Genomic DNA, 25,959 nt, shown 5'->3' with positions numbered 1-25,959 from the left:
ACAGAGGTAATTGGGCATAAAAAAAATGCCTGATTTCACAGGCACTTAGAAAAAAAATGGTATTTATTTGATTTATTTCACAATCACTTTTTGGGAAACATAAAACTTGTGGTCAAATATAAAAGTGATGATAACCGTTTGATTGGCGATGCCGTCTAATTCGAAATTCATAGCATTATCCCCTTGCGTCGCCTCTTCAATTTCACCATCTAATACGATTTTACCATCTGTAGTAGAAACAAAATAATCGATAGTAGTTGCATAAGCCATTTTAAAATCGATTCGTACTTGATTACGTTCGGTCGGATTTGGAGAAACGGTCATTGAAAAAGGATTTTTACCATTCATTTCATGAACTCCAAGTGGCGTGTTTCTAATCAGTTTAACTTCGTAAACCGTTGTATTAGCCGATGTGGTTGATGTATTGTTAACCGAAAAAGGGTTTGCACTCGAGCTGGTCAATCCGCCAACGATATGACCAATTACAAATTCATTCGCTGTAATTTCACTGAGTTTTATGACTTCGTTACTGTAATGTGGTAATGCTTTGTTGGGTATAAACTCTGCACTTGCGCCTTTCAGTGCCGGCATTGTTTCGGGCAATTGGTATTCTTGCAAAGTACCGTCTGCAAACCTTGTAGTTCGGCTAATAGTATTGACAAATGGCACATTATTATCTTGAATTAGAGTTGTTCCGTTGTACTTAAACTGGCTGATTCCTCCAAAAAAAAGATTGTGCATTCGATTTTCAACAGCATCATACAAACAGGATTTGGCACTGTGGTAATTGCTTAAATACTGGTTAAATATCGTTTCTGGAAAATAGCCTTCAGGTTTGATGTCTACCGGGTATAAAAATGGTAAATCGACATTGATTTGAAAAACGCCTGACGAAATCGTATAACCTTGAGTACCATCAGGGAAAATTTGGGGTAACAGATTGTAATCTCTTCGGTGTAAATGAACCGCATCAGTAATGGCTTGGTAATTGGAAATACTCAATTGCGTCCCTGAATTATCAATAGAAAACTTCCGGATTTGATTGGAATAGGTTTGGGTAAAAGTTGGATTGTTCATCGGATTGTATCTTCCGTCGAAACGATGTCCGCCGATTAAATAAAAGGTATCGTTTATTTTACCTAATTGTCCTCCGGTAATAGCAAAATTCTCCTCAGTCATTTGTTTGAAATGCGGTAAAATGGATGTACCATCCACTACTGAATTAATCAAACCAGAAACGTCAATCGAAGTCATTTTATTGAACGTAATATGATCATTGGCTGTAGCCGAAAAAGCATAACCTCCTATAACATAAAGTGTATTTTCGTCTTGGTAAAAGTTGAAATTGGTGGCTTGCAATTGCTCTTTTAAAGCCGTTGGCAAAACGTTTACAGAAACCGACCAAACTTGATTTGCTTCAATGTCTACCACAAAAATATTGGTATTATTATTCGATGCCGGAAAAGCATTAAAAGGTTGTCTGGCGTGAATTCCGTCTACTCTTCCACCGATGATTAACCATTTACTTTCATGTTGGGCAAAAGCATAAGAATGTATTCCTGGAAAATTGGGTATGTTTATCGGATTGAGTTGTACTTGGTAATCAAAATTAGATTGTGAAAAAGTTGTATTGGCAAAAACCAAAAATAACAAGGTGCAAAGTAGTTTCATGCTAAGAATATTTATTCAAAGCTATTGATTATGAACCAACTGTTTTGCAACATTTGTTACATAAAAAACGCCCCGAAATCGGGGCGTTTTAAATCATTTAAAAAAGTGCAATTACGCTTTTTTATCTTCTGCTTTCTTAGAAGCGCAACATCCGGCTTTTTTCTCAGTGCTGCATTCTTTTTTCTCTTCTGTTGAGCAAGACTTTTCAGTTTTTGCTTTTTTCTTTTTTTGTTTTGGTTCACCATTACTGGCATTAACATTCATGGCAAATAATAGCGCGACAGCGGCAAATGCGGAAACTAATTTTTTCATCTTTTATAATTTATTTAATGGATTAATCTATTTAATTGTAATCAAATGTAATATTAAAAACTATTGACTCTCAAAAATTTAACTTAAAACTAACTTAAGAATCAATAGACAAAAATGTTTTTCAATGATCTTGTTTTGTTTTTGGAACGAAGATATTAAACAACAATCCGCCCATCAAACCACCATATAAAGTGGAGTTCAAAGGTTTGGATGTGATAGCACAAGTTCCGTTGGCACAACCTACATAATGGTAATACGCAAAGCCAATGATGGCACCAACAACAGTTCCAAGGAAAGTGATAATTATTGCTTTTTTTCTCATTGGTTAATTGTTTTCTGTCATTCTGCCAATGGCACAATTTACATAAGATTTTGCTTTTCTAACCAAGGTATTATTTCCTTTTTCGGGATAACCTAAATCATTGAGTTTATCAATAATTATGGCTCTGTCTACATTTCCGAAAACAAAAATAATATCAGTGTCTTTATCAATGATTACATTTTCTGCACCATCAATTTTAAGTAAAGCCGTTTTGATACTATTCATACAACCACCACATTTGATATTCTCAACTTCAAATTGCTGTTCCATAATTTAGTTACTTAAGTTATCTAAAATATTTTTAATAATTTCTTCTTTGGACAATACACCGGACTGTCGCCAAAGTTGCTTTCCGTTTTGAAACAATATCATGGTTGGTACACCACGAACTTGTTGCATGGCAGCCAATTCTTGGTTTTTATCAACATCTACTTTAATAATGGAAACTCGTTCACCAAGGCTGTCTTTAACTTCTTTTAAAATTGGGCCAAGCACTTGGCATGGACCGCACCAAGTGGCAAAAAAATCAATCAAGACAGGTATCTCTGAATTGATAATTTGGTCAAAACTATTATTCATTCTTATGATTTTTATAACTTACAGTACAACCATTAGCGCCACAACCTAAGTCAAAAACCCCTTGAAACAAAAAGAAAACTCCAAATGCAATGAAAAACCAGTGATGCGTTTCATAAGCCTGATAAAACAAAAAAAATGCAAATGCTACTCTGAAAAAGCGCATCAAATGCCAATTGGAGAACAATATTCTTTTCATTACTAAAATTTATAACAAGGTTGTTGGACAAACATAATTGGTAATCGGTAAATTCGTTAACTTAATTTCATTGAATCCACCAATCACATCGACAAAATTTTCAAAACCTCTTTGTTTTAAAATCGAAGCCGCAATCATACTGCGATAACCACCAAGACAATGCACCACAAAGTGTTTGTCTTTTGGAAACTCAGCCAAATGCAGATTGATTTCGTTGAGAGGAATATTAATGGCGCCTACTAAATGTTCAGATTCATATTCGCTTTTCTTTCTGACATCAAAAACAGGCGTTAAGTGAATTTCTTCCAAAATTTCTAAATCATCAGCCGAAATTCTATTGACAGTATCTGTTTCTTTTCCTGCTTTTGTCCAAGCTTCAAAACCACCTTCAAGGTAACCGATAGTATGGTCATAACCTACTCTGGACAATCTAATGATAGCTTCTTCAACCTTTTCGTGGTTTTCAGCAACCAAAAGAATTTCTTGTTGTAAATCGGGAATTAATTCGCCAACCCACATCGCAAAATTACTATCTAATCCGATGTTGATACTATTCGGAATAAATCCTTTAGCAAATTCGGAAGCCTTTCTCGTATCTAAAATCAAGGCCTGCGTTTCATTGGCAACGATTTCAAAAGTTTTGGCATCATAAGGCTTTTGACCGCGATGCATCACTTTTTCCAAACTTTCATACCCTTGAATATTCATCAAAACATTTTTTGGAAAATAGGCTGGTGGTGCTGTTAATCCGGTTAACAATAAGATTACGAATTCGTCTTCGGTCAATTTTGGATTTAAGGCGTAATTGGTTCTTTTTTGGTTACCTAATGTATCGGTGGTTTCCTTGCTCATCATTTTACCACAAGCACTTCCGGCGCCGTGGTTTGGGTAAACGATTAAATCATCCGATAAAGGCATTATTTTATCGCGAAGCGAGTGAAACAGCAATCTTGCTAGTTTGTCTTGCGTTAAATCGGCTACTACATGTTGGGCCAAATCAGGTCGACCAACATCACCAATAAATAAAGTGTCTCCGGTGATGATACCATGTTCTTTTCCGTTTTCATCAATAATTAAATAAGTGGTACTTTCCATCGTATGCCCGGGCGTATGAATGGCTTTGACTTTGCAATTTCCAACTTCAAAAACCTGATTATCATTGGCTACCAAAGCTTCAAACTCGGGTTTGGCGGTCGGTCCGTAAACAATAATTGCCTTTTCCTTTTGAGCCAAATCCAAATGTCCCGACACAAAATCGGCGTGGAAATGGGTTTCGAAAACGTATTTTATTTTGGCTTTGTCTTTAGCCGAGCGGTCTATATAAGGTTGCACTTCACGCAATGGGTCAAAAATGGCAGCTTCGCCATTGGATTCCAAATAATAAGCAGCATGTGCTAAACATCCGGTATAAATTTGTTCTAGTTTCATATTCTAAGTTTTTCTCAAAAGTATCATTTCAAATCAAGTTTGAAAATGATAATTATCAGTTGCATCGAATACAAAAGTAGTCACACGGATTAGGGTAATCAGTATCAAATGTTACATAAAAAAATCAAAAATTTAGGCTCGAAGTAATTCAATCGAAGCGCGATGCAATTTGATTTTACCCTCGTTTTCTAAAGCTTTCAGTAATCGGGAAATTACCACACGAGAAGTGTGCAAATCATAGGCAATTTGTTGATGGGTATTTTGAATGGAATTGGTTTTGTTGATTTGGGCTTTGTCTAAGAGATAATTGTAAAGTCTTTCATCCATGTTCATGAAAGCCAGATTATCAATGGCCACAAGCATTTCTTTAAGGCGTTCATTATAGCTGTTGAAAACATAATTTCGCCAGCTCTTATATTTGCCTAGCCATTCTTCCATTTTTGCAACCGGAATCATGACAACTTTACCATTGGTTTCAGCTACAGCTCGAATTTCACTTTTGGTTTCACCCAAACAGCAGGCCATCGTCATCGCACAAGTATCGCCTTTTTCTAAAAAATACAACAGCAATTCGCCTTCGTCAAAATCTTCACGGAGAATTTTAATCGCACCCGAAAGTAGTAAAGGCATATTTTTGATATAATCACCAAAATCAATCAAGATATCGCCTTCTTCAAATTCTCTGAGTTGAGATACTTGGGCAATTTCCTCAAGAAGTTTTTCTTCAAAAATGAAACCGTAGCTTTCTTTTAATAATTCTAACATGATGATATATTTTGTCTTGTAAATTTCGACTAAAAAAGAACATGATAAAAATCATTTCATTAAAAATATGAAGTGATTAACTTTACTCACTATAAACCAATTAATTACAAATCATCATGAAGAAAAACATGGGAACTTTAGACAAAGGCATAAGAGTGATTATGGCTGCGATATTTACTTATTTATATTTTAGCGGAACCGTTAAGGGAACTTTTGGTTATGTTCTGTTGGCTTTTGGCGTTGTCTTCTTGCTAACCAGTTTAGTTAGCTTTTGTCCTCTTTACACATTATTGGGAATCAACACTTGTGAAAGAAAATAATATGTTTGCATGTTTATTTGTGACCATGCGGTCGTTAGCATTCCCTTTTTTTTAATAAATATCTCCCGAGAAAAGATTTCCATATTTTATAATAATTTTAATATTACTGCGTTTTATAAGTAGTAATTTGCACAAAATTAAACTATAACTATGGACAAAATCAAAATACTTTGGGTTGATGACGAGATTGATTTGCTCAAACCACATATCTTATTTTTAGAAAGCAAAAACTATAAAGTAACAACCTACAACAATGGCCGTGATGCTGTTGACGCCTATGAAGAAGGAAATTTTGACATTGTTTTTTTAGATGAAAACATGCCGGGAATGAGTGGCTTAGAAACTTTGTCGGAAATGAAGGAAAAAAAATCTTCCACACCTATGATTATGATTACCAAAAGTGAGGAAGAATATATTATGGAGGAAGCCATTGGCTCTAAAATTGCCGATTACTTAATTAAGCCTGTTAATCCGAATCAAATCCTATTGAGTTTGAAGAAAAACTTAGACCATTCAAGATTGATTTCAGAAAAAACAACTTTGGATTACCAAAAAGAATTTCGAAAAATCGCCATGGAAATGGCCATGGTCAACAGTTATGAGGATTGGGTAGAATTGTATAAAAAACTCTTGTTTTGGGAATTGGAGTTGGAAAACATCAACGACCAAAGCATGGTTGAAATTTTGGAAAGTCAAAAAGTGGAAGCCAATGTACAATTCGGAAAATTCATCGAGCGCAATTATGAAGATTGGTTTGCTACGCCTGTTCGTCAAGGCTCGAGTGAACCCAAAGCGGATAAACCGATACAATCGCATACGCTTTTCAGAGAATTAGTAGTTCCTGAATTGGTCAAAAAAGACAAGCCCATTTTATTTGTTGTGATTGACAACTTGCGCTACGACCAATGGAAAGCCATAGAAAGCGTTGTAGGCAATCATTATAAATTAGAAAAAGAAGTACCTTATTTTGCCAGTTTACCAACCGCTACACAATACGCCCGAAACTCGATTTTCTCTGGTTTAACACCATTAGAAATGGAGAAACAATTCCCGCAGTATTGGAAAAATGATGTAGAAGATGGTGGAAAAAATCTTTATGAAGCAGAATTTTTAACGGCTCATTTAAAGCGTTTAGGTTTAAATATCAAACAGGATTATTTCAAAATCACCAATTTAGCCAGTGGAAAAAAGTTGGCCGAAAATTTCAAAGGATTAAAGGACAATCAATTGGTTACCGTAGTTTACAACTTTGTAGACATGCTTTCCCATTCGAAAACCGAGATGGATGTGGTAAAAGAATTGGCTTCCGATGACAAAGCTTATCGTTCGTTAACGCTGAGTTGGTTTAAAAATTCACCACTACTTGAAATTATTCAACAAGGGCAAAAATTAGGTTTCAAATTAATCATTACTACTGATCACGGGACGATTAATGTAAAGAACCCATCTAAAGTGATTGGCGATAAAAACACCAGTTTAAATCTTCGATACAAAACCGGTAGAAGCTTGACGTATGAAGACAAAGACGTTTATGCTGTTAAAGATCCGAAGAAAATTGGATTACCAACGATCAACATGAGCAGTTCGTACATATTTGCTAAGAATGATCTATTTTTGGCCTATGTTAACAATTACAATCATTATGTAAGTTACTATCGAAATACTTACCAGCACGGCGGTATTTCATTAGAAGAAATGATCGTGCCGTTTTTAGTATTTAATCCGAAATAAAAAAAGTAAACAATGTTCAGTATTTAGTAATCAGTTGAAAAACTAAATACTGAACACTCCCGAAGCTTTGGGACTGAACACTGACCACTTACTTACCATGGAAATCATATTTTCAATTGACGAAATAAAAGAAGTCGCTCAAAAAATTTTAGCCGAAAAACCCAACAAAGTGATTCTTTTTCACGGCAATATGGGCGTTGGAAAAACCACTTTAATCAAGGCTTTGGCGAAAGAACTAGGCGTGAAAGATGCTACTAGCAGTCCTACATTTTCCTTAGTAAATGAATACCAAACGGATGACAATCAATTTGTATATCACTTTGACGTATACCGATTAAAATCAGAAGCAGAAGCTTTGGATATGGGCATCGATGAATATTTGTATTCGGGTCATTGGTGTTTTATTGAATGGGCAGAGAAAATCCCTAATCTGCTTCCGGAAGATTTTTCTATAATTAACTTATCTATAACGGTTGAGGGTAAAAGAGATTTAAGGTTAACATAATTAGATAAATTTTCGTAATTTCGGGCTAAATTCAATTACTGATTATGTCCTTAACCCCATTCACTAAGCAACAACTTTTACCTCAAGAGGAAAAATTAGAAGTCTATCGTCATAAAAGTGAACTTTTTATTGGCATTCCCAAAGAGACTTCATATCAAGAAAGACGTATTTGCTTAACGCCGGATGCGGTGAATTCATTGACATCACACGGACATAAAGTAATGATTGAATCGGGTGCCGGATTGAGTTCGAGTTATACCGACAAAGAGTTTAGCGATGCCGGAGCGACCATTACCAAAGACACCAAAAAAGTCTTTAGTTGTCCAATGTTATTGAAGGTTGAACCCTTAACGATGGAAGAAATTGCCTTTGTCAATAACAATGCAATAGTGATATCGGCCATTCAATTGAAAACCAGGAAAAAAGAATATTTCGAAGCCTTGACCAAGAAAAAAGTAACGGCTTTAGCCTTTGAATATATCAAAGATGAAGACGGTTCATATCCCGCAGTGAAATCTTTAAGTGAAATTGCCGGAACGGCTTCTGTACTTATTGCGGCTGAATTAATGATCAACAACCAATTTGGGAAAGGGTTATTACTGGGAAATATAACCGGAGTTCCGCCAACCGATGTGGTTATTCTAGGCGCAGGAACTGTGGGCGAATTTGCGGCTAAAACTGCTTTAGGCCTTGGTGCTAGTGTAAAAGTATTTGACAATTCTATTACCAAACTAAGACGTTTACAGAACAACTTAAACCAAAGAATATTCACCTCTACCATACAACCAAAATCATTGCTAAAAGCGCTCAGAAGATGCGACGTAGCTATTGGCGCGATGCGCGGTAAAGAACGTTGTCCGGTGGTTGTTACGGAAACTATGGTTGAGCACATGAAAAAAGGCGCCGTAATTGTAGACGTAAGTATTGATACCGGTGGTTGTTTTGAAACTTCGGAAGTGACTACGCATGAAAATCCAACCTTTATCAAAAACAATATTATTCATTATTGCGTTCCGAATATACCTTCGCGCTATTCAAAAACAGCTTCGCTTTCTATTAGTAACATTATCACACCGTATTTACTTCAAATAGCCGAAGATGGTGGAATTGAAAGTGCCATTCGTTGCAACAAAGGATTGAAAAATGGAGTTTATTTATACCATGGGATTTTGACCAATAAAGCCATTGGCGACTGGTTCAATCTGCCAGACAATGATATCAATCTGATTGTATTCTAAAATAAACCTTCTTTTCATTTACTGTATATCTCACATTGATTACTTTTGCAAAAAAATAATCATATATGAAATGGCCTCAATACTTAGTTGTTGAATAAAAATCAATTAACTATGGCTATTCCATATGACCTATTAAAAACAATAAATATTACATATGAAATTTTACCAACGATTGGCCTACTATTTAGTGGGTTTTGTCATCGGGTTGTTTTTTGTTGCTATGGTTCTTAGCGGAAAAGATACAAGATGCAACTATTTCCCGAATGCCAGAGTATTAAATGACCTCAGAAACAAACCTTTCCAATACGATTCGATAGCGACCAAGCAAATGACACAAGGTTTAGCTGACAAAACTGACATCAAAAACATATTGACCCATGGCGATGTAGATTTTGACAAAAGCAACAAACCACAACAAGGCGGCGGAAAGCTATATGTCATTTACGGCCAAAATAAAAAGCAACAAGAAATCACGATAGAAGTTATTAATTTTTCGGATAAAGCAGTTTTAAAAAACATTAGCGAAACCAAAGAAGAATAAAAAAAGAGTTCAATAAAAAAGGGTTGTCAAATTGACAACCCTTTTTTTTATCTATATAGTTTAAAACTATGTTTGATTTCCTGTGTGACGGCTTTCGATTTCTTCAACCTCTTTCTTACTCATAGTATCATATACAACCGGAGTTGCAATAAATAAAGAAGAATAAGTTCCGACAACGATACCAACCAACATAGCGAAGATAAATCCTCTGATTGATTCTCCACCAAAGATGAACATGATTAACAACACTAAAATCATCGTTAATGAGGTGTTAATTGTTCTGGAAAGTGTAGTATTAATAGAGGCGTTTACCACATCTTTGAAATTACCTTTCACATTTCCGGCTAAGAACTCTCTAACCCTGTCAAATACAATTACAGTATCATTCATCGAATAACCAATAACCGTTAAGATAGCCGCAATAAAGTGCTGGTCCATTTCCATGTGGAATGGCATGTATTTGTACAATAAAGAATATAATCCCAATACGAATACAACATCATGTAATACTGCTGCAATCGCACCTAATGAATATTGCCACTTACGGAAAGAGATTACCAAGTACAATCCAACAACCAACATGGCACCAATAACAGCCCAGAATGAATTGGTTTTAATATCAGCCGAAATGGCCGCACCAACTTTAGAGGCTTGCAATACACCTACTTTCTTTCCATCATAAGTATTGATGAAATTTTCATAAGAAATGTTTCCGTTGTAATATTTTTTTAAGGAGTTGTGTAACTTCTCATTTACTTCTTTGTCAACTTCAACACCATCTTCTTTGATTTTGTATTTAGTGGTCAATTTCAATTGATTGTCATCCCCAAAGACTTTAGCTTCAACCGCTACTCCAAAAGCAGCAGACAATTCCTCAGACACTTTAGTTGCTTCTACAGGCTTGTCAAATTTCACTTGGAAAGTTCTTCCTCCAACGAAATCAACACCTTCATCTAAACCATTAACGGCAAAAGAAATACAACTTCCAACCACTACTAATGTAGAGAAAATATAAGACCATTTTCTAACTTTAATAAAGTCGAAATGGAAACCTGTAAACCAATTTTTAGTCAATGGCGTACAGAACATTAAACTTCTGTTTTTAGCGATATCTCTATCAATAAAAATTCTGGCAATAAAGATTGAAGTAAATAATGATGTAAAAATACCGATTAACAAAGTAAGAGCAAAACCTTTGATTGGTCCGGTTCCAAAAGTATATAAGATAGCTCCGGTCAAAACGTGCGTTACGTTAGCATCAATAATCGAACGCATTGCACCTTTCCATCCGTAGGAAGATTTTACTGCTTCGGCTAAAGTTTTTCCTTCGCGCAATTCTTCTTTGGCTCTTTCATAAATAATAATATTGGCATCAACCGCAGTTCCTAACGTCAATACGATACCTGCAATTCCAGGTAAAGTCAAAACGAAACCAAAACTGGCCATTACACCAAATAAGAAAAGTAAGTTTAACAACAAGGCCGCATTAGCATACCAACCTGCTCTACCATAATAGAACACCATCCATAAACACACTAACAAGAAACCTACAATTGAGGAAGTCAAACCTGCACTAATAGCAATTTCTCCTAATGATGGTCCAACAATTTCCGACTGGATAATTTCTGCTGTAGCAGGTAATTTACCGGCTCTTAAAACGTTGGCTAAATCTTTAGTCTCCGCTACATCAAAACTTCCGGTGATTTCTGATCTTCCACCTGAAATTGGTCCCGAAGTCACACCTGGAGCAGAATATACTACATCATCTAAAGCAATAGCAATAAAGCCTTTTTGTGTGTAAGCATTGTTGGTTAATCTTTCCCATTCTTTTGCTCCGGCACCGTTCATTTGCATAGAAACGGCTGGTTTACCCATTTGGTCAAAAGTATCTCCGGCATCAACAATAACACCGCCACCTAATGGTGCCACGTCATCCTTGTTTCCTTTTAAAGCGTATAAATCAACTGTAGTAGTCTCTTTTTTGGTTTTCGCATCAGTATTAGTTACCGGTTTACCCCAAACAAATTTAGCAAAACGTTTGTCACCCGGCAATAAAGCGCGGATTTCATTTCTTTTAAAATAACTATTAACTGCTGCAGTATCTTTAGTGTTAACAATCGCTAAGATTGGTCCGCCACCGATAGAAACAAATTTGTCAAACAAAGGATTGTTTCCTTTTTTTGCTGTGGCTGAATCTCCGGCTTTATCCGTTAATAATTTGCTAAGTGAATCTTCTGCTTTAACGGCTTCCACTTTTTCGTCAACTTTTACAGTCGCTTTCAAAGTTTCGTTTGCTTGTTGAAGGAATCCGCCTAACTCTTCTGCTTTAAAGGTTTCCCAGAACTCTAATTCTGCTTTGCTCGATACTAATTTCTTAATACGGTCAACGTCTTTTGCACCAGGTAACTCAATTAAGATTCTACCGGTTTGACCTAATTTAGCAATATTGGGTTGCGTTACACCAAATTTATCGATACGACTTCTCAATACGCCAAATGCTGATTCCACGGACTCGTCAACTTTTCTTCTCAATACTTTTTGCACTTGTGCATCCGTTGAGTTGAAGTTTAACTCGCTGTCGTCGAAATTTCTGTTGGCAAAAATATCCGGAGAAGCTAATTTTGTTGTTCCTTTATTGGCATCAAACGCTTCGAAGAAAGCATCCAAGTAAGATTGATTTCCTTTTTGGTTCACCTTAGCATCTTCCAATGCTTTGTTGAATACAGGATTTTTTGAATTGTTTGATAATTGTACCAAAACATCTTTAACCGAAATTTGAAGAATTACGTTAATTCCTCCTTCAAGGTCAAGACCTTTGTTAATCTGTTTGTCTTTCACATCATTAAATGTGAAAAAGTCAAGAAAAACTTTTTCTTTTCCTATCGAGTCAAGATATTTAATTTCTTTCTCAGGATTTCCTCCTGCAAAGTTTTTGGCATCATCTTTTACTTTATTGGCCACAAAAGTGAACGAAAGTTGGTAGATACTTACCAATGCAAATAGAATTGCGAAAAATTTAACTAGTCCTTTATTCTGCATTATTACTAAAAATTAATTAATTCTGGTTTTGTTATTGTTATACATAAAGCAAAAAACTATTGAAATTCAAAACATTATACGTTAAAGTATTGAATTTACAACAATTCCATTTTTTATGAAACGTGCAAATATATAATTATAGATAAGATTAACCAATATTTTCATGATTAATATCAAAAAAAAGACTGCAAAGTTTGCAGCCTCTTTTTCATCTTACCTTAATATATTATCCCAAATGAGATTTTAAGTCGTTATTCATGTTGCGAACCGCATCGGCACTCTTAGCAAATAAAGCTTTTTCAGCGTCATTCAAGTTGATGTCTACGATTTCCTCAATACCGTTTTTACCTATAATACAAGGCACGCCGATACAAATATCGCTTTGACCGTACTCACCTTCTAAGTAAACTGAACACGGAATCATTTTCTTTTGGTCATTCAAAATAGCATCTACCAAATAAGATACCGAAGCACCCGGAGCATACCAAGCTGAAGTTCCTAATAATCCTGTCAAAGTTGCACCACCAACCATAGTGTCAGCCGCTACTTTTGCCAATTCTTCATCCGACAAAAATTGAGAAACCGGCACACCATTATAAGAAGCCAATCTCGTTAACGGAATCATCGTAGTATCTCCGTGACCGCCGATTACCATTCCTTGAATATCATTTGCAGGTTTGTCAAGCGCCAAAGACAAATACGTTTTAAAACGTGAACTGTCTAAAGTACCACCCATACCAATGATTCTGTTTTTTGGTAAACCCAAAGATTTATAAGTCAAATAAGTCATTGTATCCATAGGATTAGACACAATCACAAAAATGGCATTAGGGGAATTTTGCAACAAATTTTCCGCCACCGATTTCACAATCCCGGCATTAATTCCGATTAACTCTTCACGAGTCATTCCCGGTTTTCTCGGAATTCCTGAGGTAATCACTACCACATCGCTTCCGGCTGTTTTTGAATAATCATTAGTACTTCCAATCACTTTGGTATTAAACCCTAAAGTGGTTTGGGTTTGCATGATGTCTAATGCTTTTCCTTCAGCAAAACCTTCTCTAATATCCACCAACACAATTTCGCTGGCAATTCTTCTGTAAGCAATCGCATCGGCACATGTTGCCCCAACGTTTCCTGCTCCTACAATTGTAACTTTCATTTGTATATAATTTGTTGTTTCTTTCTTTTTTTTTAAGCTAATCCCGCTATCCGTTGCAATCTTTTTTAGTTTGTCATACTGAGCCTGTCGAAGTACAAACTAAAAAAGGATTTCCACTACTATCGGGGCTAGTTACGCGTCGATTTTTGCATAAACCGCATTTTTCTCAATAAACTCTCTACGTGGCGGAACTTCGTCACCCATTAACATTGAGAATACTCTATCAGCTTCTGCCAAACTATCAATCGTCACCTGACGCAGGGTTCTGTAACTTGGATCCATGGTAGTTTCCCACAATTGCTCTGCGTTCATTTCACCCAAACCTTTATAACGTTGGATAGCGGCACTTCCACCCATTCTTTCATTGGCCAAATCACGTTGGTCATCATTCCAAGCGTATTCTTTTTTATTTCCTTTTTTAACCAAATATAAAGGTGGCGCAGCGATATACACGTGTCCGCCTTCAATAAGTTCTTTCATAAAACGGAAGAAGAAGGTCAAAATCAAAGTAGAAATGTGACTACCATCGACATCGGCATCACACATGATGATTACTTTATGGTATCTTAATTTTTCTATGTTCAACGCTTTGCTGTCTTCTTCGGTTCCGATGGTTACCCCTAAAGCCGTGAAAATATTGCGAATCTCTTCGTTTTCAAACACTTTGTGGTGCATCGCTTTTTCCACGTTCAAAATCTTACCACGCAATGGCATGATGGCTTGGAAATTACGGTCGCGTCCTTGTTTTGCCGTTCCTCCCGCGGAATCTCCCTCGACGAAGAAAATCTCACATCTGGCCGGATCTTGCTCAGAACAATCCGATAATTTACCCGGTAAACCACCACCGCCCAAAACGGTTTTGCGTTGAACCATTTCACGCGCTTTTTTGGCTGCATGACGTGCCTGAGCGGCTAAGATTACTTTTTGTACAATGATTTTGGCGTCATTCGGGTTTTCTTCCAAATAATTTTCCAACATTTCCGCCACCGCTTGAGAAACCGGAGACACAACTTCTCTGTTCCCTAATTTGGTTTTGGTTTGTCCTTCAAACTGAGGCTCTGCTACTTTTACTGAAATAATCGCAGTTAACCCTTCACGGAAGTCATCTCCTGAAATTTCAAACTTTAATTTTTCTAATAATCCCGAAGCGTCAGCATATTTTTTCAACGTACGGGTTAATCCCATACGGAAACCTTGTAAATGCGTTCCTCCTTCGTGTGTGTTGATGTTGTTTACATAAGAGAAAATGTTTTCCGAGTAGCTTTCGTTGTAAATCAACGCCACTTCTACCGGAATTTCACCTTTGTCATTTTCCATCGAAATCACGTGACCGATGATCGGAATACGATTGCCGTCTAAGAACTTGACAAACTCTTTCAATCCTTCTTTAGAGTGAAAAACTTCTCCTTCATACTCCCCGTTTTCTTTGGTAAATCGTTTATCGGTTAAAGTAATGGTAATGCCTTTGTTCAAAAAAGACAACTCACGCATACGCGCCGCTAAAGTATCATAAGAATATTCTAAGGTTTGGGTAAAAATAGTAGCATCCGGCTTAAACGTAACCGTAGTTCCTCTTTTGTCAGTTTCGCCTATTTGCTTTACAGGATATAATGATTTTCCTCTTTCGTATTCTTGCTCGTATACTTTACCATCACGAAAAACGGTAGCACGCAAATGATCGGATAGCGCATTCACACACGATACACCAACCCCGTGCAAACCTCCGGAAACTTTATAAGAATCTTTATCAAACTTACCTCCTGCTCCGATTTTGGTCATTACTACTTCCAAAGCCGAAACACCTTCTTTTTTATGCAGGTCTACCGGAATTCCACGTCCATTATCTTCAACAGTAATAGAATTGTCTTCATTGATTATTACACTGATGGTATCACAATGTCCAGCCAAAGCCTCATCGATAGAGTTGTCAACCACCTCATAAACCAAGTGGTGCAAACCTCTAACTCCGGTATCTCCAATGTACATGGAAGGACGCATTCTTACGTGCTCCATTCCTTCTAACGCCTGAATACTATCGGCTGAATAATTGTTCTTTTTAATCTCGTCGCTCATATAATTTTATCGTAAAAAATGTATTTTTGTCTAACACGCAAATATATAAAAACGCATAGGATTTCCTACTGTAAAAAGGGTTTAAAAGGGTTAAGTTATTAACATTTTTGGCATGATTTCAACAAAAAAACGCCCGCCAAAAATGACGGACGTTCTTTAACAAACAAACTAAACTTCAATCTAAACTCAAACGCTAACGTTTGGTTTTGCTATTTCAACATCTGCTTGGACGTGCGCTGAATTCGCTCTTCCGCTTGGATCTTGATTCTCTTGCCATTTTGGTATCCATTTGCGAACGGTTTGTGCCGCACTGACCTGTGGATAATATTTATGGAAAATTGTTCTGTAAAAATAAGCTTCTTTCGTTGCCGGTGAATTGTAAGGAAAAAGAGTAGCGGCTTTCTCCATTTGCTCATCGGTTACTTGCGAAGCGCAATAGTCAATTAAAGTGTCAATCCAGTTGTAACCAACACCATCCGAGAATTGTTCTTTTTGACGCCACAAAACTTCATCCGGAAGATAAGGTTGTTCCGGCGTGTCGAATGCTTTTCTTAAGATGTATTTTTCTTTTCCGTCGTAAGTCTTAGGCTGTTTTTCAACGCCTTTGATTTTCATCGCTACATCTAGGAAGGCTTTGTCTAAAAACGGCACTCTCGCTTCTAATCCGTGCGCCATCGTTGATTTATCGGCACGAAGTAAATCGGCTGTAAACAACTTTTGGACTCTTTCGATGGTTTCTTTGGTAAAATCTTCGGTGCTTGGTGCATTTCTAAAGTACAAATATCCTCCGAAAATCTCATCGGCACCTTCGCCCGAAAGCACTACTTTGATACCCAAATCGGTTATCGCTTTTGACAAAAAATACATAGGTGTACTGGCTCTTACCGAAGTAACATCATAGGTTTCCAGATGCCAAATCAATTTATCCAAAATCTCAATACCCTGTTCGATAGTAAAATGAATTTCATGGTGCTTAGTTCCTAAAAATTCAGCCACTTTTCGTGCAGCTTTGGCATCTGGTGCTTCCGCATCCAAACCTATAGAAAAAGAATGCAATTCTTTCCCTTTTTCTTTTAATAAACGAGCTGCAATTGACGAAGTTAAGGAAGAATCTAATCCTCCAGAAAGCAATACACCAATGGGCACATCACTCATCAATCTTTTGCGAGTAGCTTCCGTTAATGATTCTCTTAAAGCAGTATAATCAACCTCAGCATCGCATGTTGTATAATCTTCGTATTCCGGCGTATAATATTTTACAAAACCGGTTTCTGCGGTATAATAATGTCCCGGTGGAAAGGTAGAAAATGTTTTACATTGGTCGGCTATCGGCTTCATTTCGGAAGCAAAATACATTCTGCCTCTTTCATCCACGCCATAATATAAAGGTTTCACTCCTAGTGGATCACGACCGGCAATATAATCATCACCATCAATCACTACAAAAGCAAAATCGCCATCTAATAAGTGTACAAAATCGTAGCCCAACTTCTCATACAAATGAACAATAACCTCTGAATCTGATTTGGAACGGAACACATGGTCTTTCAAAATCGTATCTCTTAACTCTTGGTGATTGTAGATTTCGCCATTGTGGACCATCCAAGCGGTATCACAACCTTGAATAGGCTGTCTGCCTGAATGCAGATCAATAATTGACAAACGTTCGTGGCTTAAAATGTGTCCGTTTTCGGTAACATGGATATCACTCTCATCCGGTCCGCGATGCGACATTCTTTTGGAAAGTTGTTTCACCAATTGCTCATCTTTTCCTTTTCCTATAATGGCTAATATTCCGCACATAATCTTTTCTTTTAATTCTAACTTTGTTTATTTGATAAAGCAAAAATGCTATATTCGTTTTAATACAAAAACAAAAAACAAACAATTGATTATAATTTGTAACTAAAAAAAGAAATAAAGATTAATTACGAAAGTGAATCTACAAAAAAGAGAGTCTTTAAGTAAGGATTTATAAAAATCAGCTTTTTTTAGTAATGAAGTATTCAAACATTGTAAAAACAATATTCTATATTTGGTCAAAATCAAGTCAACGGTGACGTATTTCATGAACTACACAGACTTTTTAAATAAAACTTCATTAGACAATAGGATAAATTGGGTTGACCAAGTTAAAGGCTTCACCATTTTTTTGGTGGTGTATGGTCATAATTTTCCGTTCAATGAAAAATACATCTATAGCTTTCACATGCCTTTGTTTATTATGGTTGCAGGTTTTTTCCATCCGGCTGTATCCGCTTTGTCCAACATAAAAAAAAGAACAACTTCTATTCTTGTTCCTTACTTTTTGTGGAGTTTTATTTTATTTGCGCTTTGGTTTTTCATTACCCGTAACTATGGTGACAATCTTCTGTACCATCTTTCTCCTCTTAAGAACTTTCTTGGAATATTTTATTCGCAAGGCGGAAGAGATTATATGGATTGGGGAATACCCATGTGGTTTTTGCCTGCTATCTTTATGACTTTCTTGATTTTCCATTGGTTGCGAAAGATCAAAAACGACGCATTGTTTTGTGTTATTTTAGCGCTTATTCCGATTTGCGGTTTTATTTATTCGAGGCTTACTCACATTAATTTACCATGGAGTATTAATATTGCTATGGTGGCTTTAATTTTCTATGCTTTTGGATTTTATGCCTTTCCAAAAATAAATTCAATTGCCAAGAAAACAAGTATTCTCTTGGTGGCAATCATAGGACTGATTCATTTTTTTCTATATGATCACAATCTCAAAATAGACCTGTACCGAGCGGTTTATGGAAACGAATTCTTTTTCATCTTAAATGGTATTTTGGGAAGTTTATTCATATTGTTCTTTTTCAAAGCTTTTCCGGTTTTCCGGTTTTTAGCCTTTATCGGAAAGTTTTCTTTAACTATATTGGCTTTACAGCTTTTGGCTATGACTTTTATCAAAGTAATTCTTCTGTATGTGTTGGGCCAAAACGATTTTAATTTCTCGGAATGGGAACGTTTTTTATATGCTGTTTTGCAAATCATCTTAATGATTCCGGGGTTTTTCATCATCAACAACTATGTACCAATATTAAATGGAGGTTTTAAAAAAATATAAAACACAGCTTCTTTTTCACTTGTTTTTGAATTTTGCCTTTGCCCTATTCATTACGCTTGCTTCCTATTACCATCTTCCGTTGTATTCATTTACTGATTACAGCTTTTACTTTTTCCACTTTTTGGCATTGCAATTTTCAATATTTGGTTTTTTATACTTTTTAAGCTTAAACAAATACCTGTTCCGATTTTTGTTCCCTGTAATATTCATGCTTTTTTCGTGCATCGCTTATTGGGTTTATTTTCAAGACATTGCCATTTCGCATAGTATTATTCAGGTTTCATTGGAAACAAAGGCCGATATTATTTTGGACTTAATCAGTATTCCATTCATACTCTATCTTCTTTCTTCGATAACGATAATATTTTTTATACTGAAGTATTATAACAAGCTAAAAGCAAACCAACTAAAATCACCTTTGACAATATTAGCGGTAATCGCCCTATTCAGTTATTCGTTTGTGGAAAATTATAGATTTGGCACCTTCAACAGAAGATTACCTTATAATGTTATAACGTCTTCCAGAGAGTATTTTGGACAAAACAATCTTATTGTAAAACCAATCAACCAAACTATAAAAGCCAATACTGACAGTTTAAACGTAATATTTATACTTGGTGAAAGTGTTAGAGCAGATCATCTTCAGCTGAATGGTTACCATAGAAAAACAACACCGTTATTAGCCAAAAGGAAAAACATCATCAGCTTTCCGAATGCTTATACGCCTTTAACTTATACCGCGATTAGTGTTCCACAAATACTAACCAATGCAACACTTACCGATGATTACAGTCAGCCCAAATATTCTTTAATAGATGTTCTGAACCACGCCAAAATACAAACGAATTGGATTGGAAATCAAACACCAGAAAAAAGCTATGAAATATTTATTGAGCAATCGGGATATCAAAAAATCATTGATCCGTTACATTCCGAATTGAGTTTTCAGAAAGATTATGACGATAAAATGCTTCCGGTTTTCAAAACCATTTTTAAACCCAATCAAAGCCAATTTACAACCTTACACATGATGGGAAGCCATTGGTGGTATGAAACGAGATATCCTGATGTATTCAGAAAATTTCAACCCGTTATCAAAAGCAAACACATTCCTTCAAACACCAAAGAAGAAATGATAAACTCTTATGACAACACAATTTTATACCTTGATTTTTTTATTGATCAAGTGATTGAACATGCCGAAAAGCAAAATTCAAACACCTTGATTATTTACTTGGCTGACCACGGAGAAATTTTAGGCGAAGACAATTTGTGGCTACACGCACAATCCGGAAAAGCCAGCGAGAATCCGGCGATGCTTATTTGGTATTCTGAGAGTTTTAAAGAAAAATATCCCGAAACTATTTCCAAGTTGAAACTAAAACAAAACGAAAAAACCGACTTGGATTTCTTTTTCCACAGCATTTTGGATGTATACAAAATTGAAGGCATTGAATACAATAAGAAAAAAGTAATTTTTTAAATCTGTCTATTCAACCTTTTCTATAAGATAAGGTTTCCCATTCATATCAAACTCAAATCCGATTGAATTTCCCATCAATTTACTACCTAAAGGTGATTGTGGTGAAAGTGCAAAAACCGTTTTACTATCGATAGTTATTTTAGGCAAAGCGACACTGATAAAAAGCAACATACCATTGGCTTGCACTAAACTTCCCAAAGCTACTTTTTGATGTCTGGCAGCAGCATCAATTTTATCAAGAACTACTTTCTGTTCGAGAATTTCTTTGAGTTTGTGATTCAGTTTTTCCTGTTCCAAATGCATCATCGATAATGCAGTTTCGTGCTTATCGCCTGCCGAACCTTTGGCATCATTTTGCGCATCAATCGTCAAACCGGAAATCATGTCTTGAAAAACATCAATTCGGTCTTGGATTAATTCTTTGTAACGAAGAAGGATTTGTTGTTTAAAAGTCATTTGTTTTAACCGCAAAGGTCACAAAGTTTTTCGCAGAGTTCGCTAAGAAACCCTTTTAAACACTTTGCGTGCTTCGCGGTTCCTCAGCGAACTTTGCGGTTGAATAGATTAAAAGTCGAATTTATAACTCGCACCACCAAGCACTTGCAATCCTTGCACCGGATAGTTTAACCAACGTTGGTAATCTTGGTTAGCTAAGTTATTTCCTTTTAAGAAAAAGGTCAAACGCTCGCTGTATTTGAATCCAACATGTGCATTTAAATCGAAATAACTATCCAAAGTTACATTCTGAATTGGATAATCAATCAACAACGAACTGCGGATAAATTGGTCTTTTCTTTCTCCAACAAAAAACAAGCTGGTTCCGGCGTACCATTTTGGCGTAATATTGACATCCAAATTAGCACCTACTTTTATTCCCGGTAAATTCCAAGCTTCACCTTGTGCATCCATCGTGTAGCTGTTGAAAGTACCGTTTATCCCAAAAGTTACATTTTTAGAGAAATCCGCTTTCAGTTCCCCAAAGAAACTAATGGTTTTCACGTTGTCATACAACACATTGAAGGAATTTCCAAAAGTATAACCGTCTGTGTTCGGATTATTTTCGTCGTAACCATAGCTTTTGAATAATGGTTTGTTTTCTTCACTCAAATAAGAACCACGAACATTATAACTCACGCTATTGGCTAATTTTCCTTTTAAACCAACATACACATCAAACTTCTGATCCGTTGGCGCAACACCTAATGTTGGTGCCACAAAGAAGTTTTCCTGTACAAAATCGTGATAAGAGTTTTGTTTCAATGTACCTTCAATTCCGGCATAAAAAATCATTAAATCACCAACAACTCTATACGAACCGGTAACTTGCGGATAGATAAAGAATTTGCTTTCTCCTTCTTCTTGCGCAGCACTGTAAAAGAAACCTACTCCGGCATTAATCGTCAAATCATCTTTTTGGATTTTAACACTAGGTTGAAAACCAACATTGGTAAAACCATATTTATAACTTGGATTTCCTGAAATGTCTTGATCAAAAGAACCACTGATGTAATCTAAGATGAAGTCGGCTTTAATTTTTTGCTCTACAATATCAAATTCTAAGGATGGTTTGGCTACAAAACGGTTTTCCGCTGATCCAAAAGCATCCCAAAAACGACTGAATTTAATAGAACTTTCTTTTAAAACACTACTCAATCCTAATCTTCCTCCAACATATAATGTATGGTAAGTTTGTTGTTCATCAATGGTTTCAATCGTTGCATCCGAAAAAACTCCCGGTGGAATTCCATACCAATTGTAAATTTGGTTTTTATACCCTAAATCGGCATTCCAAGTCATGGCTTTGGTTCGGCTTCCGTACGTTAAATCTAAAGCAGTGTTCATGAATTTATCGTCTAAAATGACATTATCAATTCCACCTTGAGACGAACTGTGACGCAACATACCACCTAAATAATCGGTATTACTTACATTTTCAGTCACGAATAATTCAACATTGGCTGTGCCGTAATTTCCGGCAGCTAATGTCAAATAATTACTAAAGATTTTCTCTTCAGGCGATTTGTCAACATTGGCTGCTTTTCCTTTAGAAGGTGCAAAAGTAGAAGCTACCGGAAAAGAAAAAATGTTGTACTTGATGTTTTCTTTTTTTAAGGTTTCTTCGTCATCCAAAGTTGGCGTTTCCTTTACTTTAAAAGCATCAGAAATTGTTGGCGTATAAGGTTTCACGACGTTTACCACTTCAGTTCCTATATTGTCATCTTTCTTTTGGGCAAAGGAGATTTGGGTCAAAAAGAGAACGGCTACTATATATTTTACTTGTTTCATATCTATTTAAAATTTCACAGAGGTTCACAAAGAAGCTCAAAGATTCACAGAGATTTAATCGGTTATTGAGGAATTCGTTTTGGCCGCTTCGCCTTTGATTATGTCCAATTCGGTTTGCGCTTCCGCTACGATATCGGCATAGGAAGCAAAATTTTTAATTACACTATCCAAGATAGATGTTGCGCTGAAATTGTCTTTTAATTGGTAATAGTTTTTCGCCATTACAATCAAACCTTTGGCACCAAAATATTTATAACCTGAATAATCTTTGGCTAATTTTTGAACTGTTTTATTCGAATCTTCATATTTACCGTCTTTGTTTTTGAAATAGGCTTCATAATACAATGCTTCGGCGGCTAGTTCTCCTTTGGCAATAGTTAATAGTTTGGCGTAAGCCACACGAGCTTTAGCTTCATCATTCACTTGAATCGCCGCACGAGCAACAATAATTTGCGCATCACTCTTAACTTTATTGTCTGTTTTTGGATTAGCCAAAACCTTGTCAGCATAAACTACAGCATTAGCATAATCTTTTTGTTCATAATAAGCACGCATCAAATTGGCTTGGGCAAAAGTTACGTTTTGAGGAAAATCAGCTTCTGCTTCTAAGCGTTTCAAGACCGGAGAAGCTTTGGTGTAATCGTTTTTCTTTAAATGAATTTCGGCCAAACGCGCTAACGATTGTTCGGTAAATTCGTTTCTCTGTTTGTTGATTACGTATTCATAATTGGCCACCGAATTACCTTCCAAACCATCAGCATAATAAGATTGCGCCAAATAGAAATTGGCCTTCAACGCGTGAATTCCGTTCGGAAATTTAGACACATAACCGCTCAAACTCGAGATCGCTTGCTTGGTATTGTTTTGCAAATATTGTTTTTCTGCAGCTTCATAAGTATCATTATCCAATTCGGCATCAGTTACTTCTACGAAATCCAAAGTTCTTACCCAAGAGGCATATTCGTCTACTTTTCCGTTGTCCATATAAATCAAACGCGCAGTAGAAACAGCTTCTAATGCTTCCGGAGATTTTGGATAATCGGCCGCTACTTTTTTGAATTTAGCCAAAGCCAATTCATCTTTTTGTGCATTATAATAAACCAATCCTTGACGCAAAACTGCTTTCGAAGCAAACGAGCCGTTTTTGAATTCGCTCAACAATTGGTCATAAGTTTTTACAGCCAAATCGGTTTTTCCTTCGGCTACATACGTATTCCCTAACTCAAACAAAGCGTCATCACGGAATTTTGAGGTTTTGAAATTTTGCAAGAACTTATTGAAGTCTTCAATTTTCTTATCATTTCGCGAAACGAAACCATAACTCAAGGCTTTTTGGAACGCTGCATAATCGGCGTCAATGCCTTTCATTTCGATGGCTTTGTTGTAAGCATCCATGGCAGGCCAATATTTAGAAGTCACGAATCGGGAATCGCCTAAACGCAAATACGCGTCATTCAAACGCACTTTATCGTCTTTGTTTCCGTCAATGAAATTTTGGAAATAATTTCCGGCTTGTTCGTATTCCTTTTGCTTGAAATAAGCGTAAGCGATGTTGTAATTGATGTTTTTATGTTCCGGTGTTTCTTTGGCGGAAGCATAAGCTACAAATTGTTTGAAACTCAACAAAGCTTCATTGAAATTGTCTAAAACATATTCGGTTTCGCCTTTCCAGAAAGTCGCTCTGGCAGTGAACTTTTCATTTTTTGGCGTCGCAATTGACTTTTTAAACATGCCTAAAGCACCTTTATAATCGCCATCCGTATACAATTCAATCCCGCGATAGAAAGTTACTTTTTGATAAGCCGGCTTGTTTTCGACGGTATTGTTTTTTTCCAATAACGTCAACGCATCTTTATAATTTTTCGAAGTGATATACGAATTGATTAACAAATTTTCGATTTCAACTTTGCTGGTCGAATTCGGATATTTGGTCAAAAACGCCGACAATACATCCGGAACCGATTGGTAGGAGTTTCCGATTTCGTAACTCAATTTGGCGTAATTTAAATTGGCATCTTCCTGAATTTGTTTGTCAAAATCCATTTCAGAAGCACTTTTGAAAGCGTTCAATGCTTGTTGTTTTTTATCGGTCTTGAAATAACATTCACCCAAGTGATAATAGCCATTTTGAGCTACCGAATCTTTTCCTTCAATGATTTTATTGAATTGCAAAATCGCATTTTCATAGTCTTTTTGCATGTAGTAAGTGTAACCTAATTGGTAATAATCAGTGTTACTCCATTTGCCTTTTTTGCCTCGGTATTCTTTTAAATAAGGCAATGCTTTGTCATATTGTTTCAAATTGAAATGACTTTCGCCTATGATTTTATTCAATTCAGATTTTTCGGAAGCGTTTGAATTGGGCATTGCAGTCAAACCGGCTTGAATGGCTTGCTCAAATTCACCGGCTTTAAAATGCATGTCGGCTTTGAAATAAGACAATTTCTCTTTGTATTTTTCTTCGGTTTCAACTTCTTTGAAATATTTATTGGCTTCTTGGTAATTGTTGCCTTCATATTCCATAAATCCTAAGTAGTAATTGGCTTGTGTTCCGTATTCTTTAGAATTCACGACTTTTTTCAGATACTCAGCGGCTTCTTTTTTGTTTCCTGCAGTAAAATAAGCATAGCCTTTTTGGAAAGTAAATTTTTCACTTTGCTCATAAGTCAAAGCACTTTCGTCTACTTTATCAAAATATTGCAACGCTTGAGGAAATTTTCCTTGCTCAAAATAGTATTGGGCTACTTCAATGTAAGCCTGATTTTGTTTCGAACTCGTTGGATAATCCGCAACGAATTTTTCCATCAACTCATCGGCATTGCTTTGATTTAAATGAATAGCACAATTGGCGATATAATAAGCACAGTCGGATTGAACATCTTCTGCTCTGCTGTCTTGCTTTACTCTTTCGAAAAGAATTTGGGCCGATTGGTACTGCTTGTCTTTGTACAATAAAATAGCCTTGTCGAAATCGGATAAATTATGGGTATAAATAGCAGATTGTTGGGCTGACATCGTTGAAATTCCTGCAACAGTCAGTAGAAAACATAACATTAAAACTCTACGCATGGTCTTTATTTTTACTTATCCAAAAATATTACTCTATACACTATAACGTGAAAACTATACCATTTATTATAAACATTCTTTTAAACAATTTCTTTTGAGGAAAAGATAAGAGAAGATGAGACAAAAAGAGGAGAGACATTCTATTTGA

General features: G+C 36.1%; 22 protein-coding genes. 7 read left to right on the top strand and 15 right to left on the bottom strand.

Annotated features, from left to right (window positions below):
• Window positions 1-72: 72 nt before the first annotated feature.
• The 8 genes from B3C16_RS04635 to B3C16_RS04600 all read right to left on the bottom strand — a co-directional run bounded on the left by B3C16_RS04635 (window position 73) and on the right by B3C16_RS04600 (window position 5,273).
• Window positions 73-1,671 (bottom strand): hypothetical protein, encoded by a 1,599-nt coding sequence (locus tag B3C16_RS04635; protein WP_291129285.1) that lies wholly within the window; start codon window positions 1,669-1,671, stop codon window positions 73-75.
• A gap of 111 nt (window positions 1,672-1,782) precedes the next feature.
• A complete protein-coding gene (locus B3C16_RS04630; RefSeq protein ID WP_121314534.1) occupies window positions 1,783-1,983 on the bottom strand; it encodes a hypothetical protein in 201 nt (66 codons plus the stop codon).
• Window positions 1,984-2,104: 121 nt separating this feature from the next.
• Window positions 2,105-2,305: a DUF6132 family protein gene (locus tag B3C16_RS04625; RefSeq protein WP_121314535.1), complete on the bottom strand. Its 201-nt coding sequence runs from the start codon at window positions 2,303-2,305 to the stop codon at window positions 2,105-2,107.
• A gap of 3 nt (window positions 2,306-2,308) precedes the next feature.
• The gene (locus B3C16_RS04620) at window positions 2,309-2,575 is read right to left on the bottom strand and encodes a heavy-metal-associated domain-containing protein (RefSeq protein ID WP_291129280.1); all 267 of its coding nucleotides are present in this window, start codon (window positions 2,573-2,575) and stop codon (window positions 2,309-2,311) included.
• A 3-nt stretch (window positions 2,576-2,578) separates the two neighbouring features.
• Window positions 2,579-2,884, bottom strand: a complete 306-nt coding sequence (gene trxA / locus B3C16_RS04615) for a thioredoxin (protein ID WP_291129277.1) — start codon at window positions 2,882-2,884, stop codon at window positions 2,579-2,581.
• On the bottom strand, window positions 2,877-3,080 hold the full coding sequence (locus tag B3C16_RS04610) for a hypothetical protein (RefSeq protein WP_121314538.1): 204 nt from the start codon (window positions 3,078-3,080) through the stop codon (window positions 2,877-2,879). The genes trxA and B3C16_RS04610 overlap by 8 nt, the downstream gene beginning before the upstream one ends.
• A 9-nt stretch (window positions 3,081-3,089) precedes the next feature.
• Window positions 3,090-4,508 carry an MBL fold metallo-hydrolase gene (locus tag B3C16_RS04605; protein WP_291129273.1) on the bottom strand — a complete coding sequence of 473 codons (1,419 nt, stop codon included), beginning with the start codon at window positions 4,506-4,508 and terminating at the stop codon, window positions 3,090-3,092.
• A gap of 132 nt (window positions 4,509-4,640) precedes the next feature.
• A complete protein-coding gene (locus B3C16_RS04600) occupies window positions 4,641-5,273 on the bottom strand; it encodes a Crp/Fnr family transcriptional regulator (RefSeq protein ID WP_121314540.1) in 633 nt (210 codons plus the stop codon).
• A 116-nt stretch (window positions 5,274-5,389) separates the two neighbouring features.
• Here B3C16_RS04600 and B3C16_RS04595 point away from each other — a divergent pair, with 116 nt between their 5' ends.
• The 5 genes from B3C16_RS04595 to B3C16_RS04575 all read left to right on the top strand — a co-directional run bounded on the left by B3C16_RS04595 (window position 5,390) and on the right by B3C16_RS04575 (window position 9,608).
• Entirely contained in the window at window positions 5,390-5,593 is a 204-nt protein-coding gene (locus B3C16_RS04595) for a YgaP family membrane protein (protein ID WP_291129269.1), read from the top strand.
• A 150-nt stretch (window positions 5,594-5,743) separates the two neighbouring features.
• Window positions 5,744-7,324 carry a bifunctional response regulator/alkaline phosphatase family protein gene (locus tag B3C16_RS04590; protein WP_121314542.1) on the top strand — a complete coding sequence of 527 codons (1,581 nt, stop codon included), beginning with the start codon at window positions 5,744-5,746 and terminating at the stop codon, window positions 7,322-7,324.
• Window positions 7,325-7,421: 97 nt separating this feature from the next.
• On the top strand, window positions 7,422-7,829 hold the full coding sequence (gene tsaE / locus B3C16_RS04585; RefSeq protein WP_121314543.1) for a tRNA (adenosine(37)-N6)-threonylcarbamoyltransferase complex ATPase subunit type 1 TsaE: 408 nt from the start codon (window positions 7,422-7,424) through the stop codon (window positions 7,827-7,829).
• Window positions 7,830-7,867: 38 nt separating this feature from the next.
• On the top strand, window positions 7,868-9,067 hold the full coding sequence (locus B3C16_RS04580) for an alanine dehydrogenase (RefSeq protein WP_291129406.1): 1,200 nt from the start codon (window positions 7,868-7,870) through the stop codon (window positions 9,065-9,067).
• A gap of 154 nt (window positions 9,068-9,221) precedes the next feature.
• The gene (locus B3C16_RS04575) at window positions 9,222-9,608 is read left to right on the top strand and encodes a DUF4258 domain-containing protein (RefSeq protein WP_121314545.1); all 387 of its coding nucleotides are present in this window, start codon (window positions 9,222-9,224) and stop codon (window positions 9,606-9,608) included.
• Between the two features lie 66 nt (window positions 9,609-9,674).
• On the opposite strand, the gene secDF is transcribed toward B3C16_RS04575, so the two are convergent.
• The 4 genes from secDF to asnB form a co-directional block, all read right to left on the bottom strand.
• Window positions 9,675-12,647, bottom strand: coding sequence for a protein translocase subunit SecDF (secDF, locus tag B3C16_RS04570; RefSeq protein ID WP_291129264.1), 2,973 nt, complete (start codon window positions 12,645-12,647; stop codon window positions 9,675-9,677).
• A gap of 226 nt (window positions 12,648-12,873) precedes the next feature.
• A complete protein-coding gene (mdh, locus tag B3C16_RS04565) occupies window positions 12,874-13,809 on the bottom strand; it encodes a malate dehydrogenase (RefSeq protein ID WP_291129261.1) in 936 nt (311 codons plus the stop codon).
• 132 nt (window positions 13,810-13,941) lie between these two features.
• Window positions 13,942-15,882 carry a DNA topoisomerase (ATP-hydrolyzing) subunit B gene (gyrB, locus tag B3C16_RS04560; protein ID WP_291129258.1) on the bottom strand — a complete coding sequence of 647 codons (1,941 nt, stop codon included), beginning with the start codon at window positions 15,880-15,882 and terminating at the stop codon, window positions 13,942-13,944.
• A gap of 186 nt (window positions 15,883-16,068) precedes the next feature.
• Window positions 16,069-17,685 carry an asparagine synthase B gene (gene asnB, locus B3C16_RS04555; protein ID WP_121314549.1) on the bottom strand — a complete coding sequence of 539 codons (1,617 nt, stop codon included), beginning with the start codon at window positions 17,683-17,685 and terminating at the stop codon, window positions 16,069-16,071.
• Between the two features lie 265 nt (window positions 17,686-17,950).
• Between asnB and B3C16_RS04550 the strand changes: the two genes are divergently transcribed.
• Together B3C16_RS04550 and B3C16_RS04545 are read left to right on the top strand one after the other, a co-directional pair.
• Window positions 17,951-18,973, top strand: a complete 1,023-nt coding sequence (locus B3C16_RS04550; protein ID WP_291129255.1) for an acyltransferase family protein — start codon at window positions 17,951-17,953, stop codon at window positions 18,971-18,973.
• A complete protein-coding gene (locus tag B3C16_RS04545; RefSeq protein WP_291129253.1) occupies window positions 18,951-20,456 on the top strand; it encodes a phosphoethanolamine transferase in 1,506 nt (501 codons plus the stop codon). Before B3C16_RS04550 ends, B3C16_RS04545 begins: the two co-directional genes overlap by 23 nt.
• Before the next feature lie 6 nt (window positions 20,457-20,462).
• Here B3C16_RS04545 and B3C16_RS04540 read toward each other — a convergent pair whose 3' ends face one another.
• The 3 genes from B3C16_RS04540 to B3C16_RS04530 form a co-directional block, all read right to left on the bottom strand.
• Entirely contained in the window at window positions 20,463-20,912 is a 450-nt protein-coding gene (locus B3C16_RS04540) for a hypothetical protein (protein ID WP_291129251.1), read from the bottom strand.
• Window positions 20,913-21,020: 108 nt separating this feature from the next.
• Window positions 21,021-22,742 (bottom strand): TonB-dependent receptor, encoded by a 1,722-nt coding sequence (locus B3C16_RS04535; RefSeq protein WP_291129249.1) that lies wholly within the window; start codon window positions 22,740-22,742, stop codon window positions 21,021-21,023.
• 54 nt (window positions 22,743-22,796) lie between these two features.
• Window positions 22,797-25,811, bottom strand: coding sequence for a tetratricopeptide repeat protein (locus B3C16_RS04530; RefSeq protein ID WP_291129247.1), 3,015 nt, complete (start codon window positions 25,809-25,811; stop codon window positions 22,797-22,799).
• Window positions 25,812-25,959 lie beyond the last annotated feature (148 nt).

Origin of the sequence: Flavobacterium sp. UBA7682, assembly GCF_002482945.1 — a bacterium.
Taxonomy (GTDB): Bacteria; Bacteroidota; Bacteroidia; order Flavobacteriales; family Flavobacteriaceae; genus Flavobacterium.
Note: the sequence above shows the minus strand (reverse complement) of the source record. Positions and strands in the feature narration are given on the sequence as shown.

What these genes read in the sequence shown, in the direction of transcription:
- B3C16_RS04600 (WP_121314540.1), bottom strand. Translation starts at nt 5,273, where the DNA reads ATGTTAGAATTATTAAAAGAAAGCTACGGTTTCATTTTTGAAGAAAAA.
- B3C16_RS04620 (WP_291129280.1), bottom strand. Translation starts at nt 2,575, where the DNA reads ATGGAACAGCAATTTGAAGTTGAGAATATCAAATGTGGTGGTTGTATG.
- B3C16_RS04635 (WP_291129285.1), bottom strand. Translation starts at nt 1,671, where the DNA reads ATGAAACTACTTTGCACCTTGTTATTTTTGGTTTTTGCCAATACAACT.
- B3C16_RS04595 (WP_291129269.1), top strand. Translation starts at nt 5,390, where the DNA reads ATGAAGAAAAACATGGGAACTTTAGACAAAGGCATAAGAGTGATTATG.
- gyrB (WP_291129258.1), bottom strand. Translation starts at nt 15,882, where the DNA reads ATGAGCGACGAGATTAAAAAGAACAATTATTCAGCCGATAGTATTCAG.
- B3C16_RS04610 (WP_121314538.1), bottom strand. Translation starts at nt 3,080, where the DNA reads ATGAAAAGAATATTGTTCTCCAATTGGCATTTGATGCGCTTTTTCAGA.
- B3C16_RS04590 (WP_121314542.1), top strand. Translation starts at nt 5,744, where the DNA reads ATGGACAAAATCAAAATACTTTGGGTTGATGACGAGATTGATTTGCTC.
- B3C16_RS04550 (WP_291129255.1), top strand. Translation starts at nt 17,951, where the DNA reads ATGAACTACACAGACTTTTTAAATAAAACTTCATTAGACAATAGGATA.
- B3C16_RS04545 (WP_291129253.1), top strand. Translation starts at nt 18,951, where the DNA reads ATGGAGGTTTTAAAAAAATATAAAACACAGCTTCTTTTTCACTTGTTT.
- trxA (WP_291129277.1), bottom strand. Translation starts at nt 2,884, where the DNA reads ATGAATAATAGTTTTGACCAAATTATCAATTCAGAGATACCTGTCTTG.
- B3C16_RS04540 (WP_291129251.1), bottom strand. Translation starts at nt 20,912, where the DNA reads ATGACTTTTAAACAACAAATCCTTCTTCGTTACAAAGAATTAATCCAA.
- secDF (WP_291129264.1), bottom strand. Translation starts at nt 12,647, where the DNA reads ATGCAGAATAAAGGACTAGTTAAATTTTTCGCAATTCTATTTGCATTG.
- B3C16_RS04630 (WP_121314534.1), bottom strand. Translation starts at nt 1,983, where the DNA reads ATGAAAAAATTAGTTTCCGCATTTGCCGCTGTCGCGCTATTATTTGCC.
- B3C16_RS04605 (WP_291129273.1), bottom strand. Translation starts at nt 4,508, where the DNA reads ATGAAACTAGAACAAATTTATACCGGATGTTTAGCACATGCTGCTTAT.
- asnB (WP_121314549.1), bottom strand. Translation starts at nt 17,685, where the DNA reads ATGTGCGGAATATTAGCCATTATAGGAAAAGGAAAAGATGAGCAATTG.
- B3C16_RS04530 (WP_291129247.1), bottom strand. Translation starts at nt 25,811, where the DNA reads ATGCGTAGAGTTTTAATGTTATGTTTTCTACTGACTGTTGCAGGAATT.
- B3C16_RS04625 (WP_121314535.1), bottom strand. Translation starts at nt 2,305, where the DNA reads ATGAGAAAAAAAGCAATAATTATCACTTTCCTTGGAACTGTTGTTGGT.
- B3C16_RS04575 (WP_121314545.1), top strand. Translation starts at nt 9,222, where the DNA reads ATGAAATTTTACCAACGATTGGCCTACTATTTAGTGGGTTTTGTCATC.
- mdh (WP_291129261.1), bottom strand. Translation starts at nt 13,809, where the DNA reads ATGAAAGTTACAATTGTAGGAGCAGGAAACGTTGGGGCAACATGTGCC.
- tsaE (WP_121314543.1), top strand. Translation starts at nt 7,422, where the DNA reads ATGGAAATCATATTTTCAATTGACGAAATAAAAGAAGTCGCTCAAAAA.
- B3C16_RS04535 (WP_291129249.1), bottom strand. Translation starts at nt 22,742, where the DNA reads ATGAAACAAGTAAAATATATAGTAGCCGTTCTCTTTTTGACCCAAATC.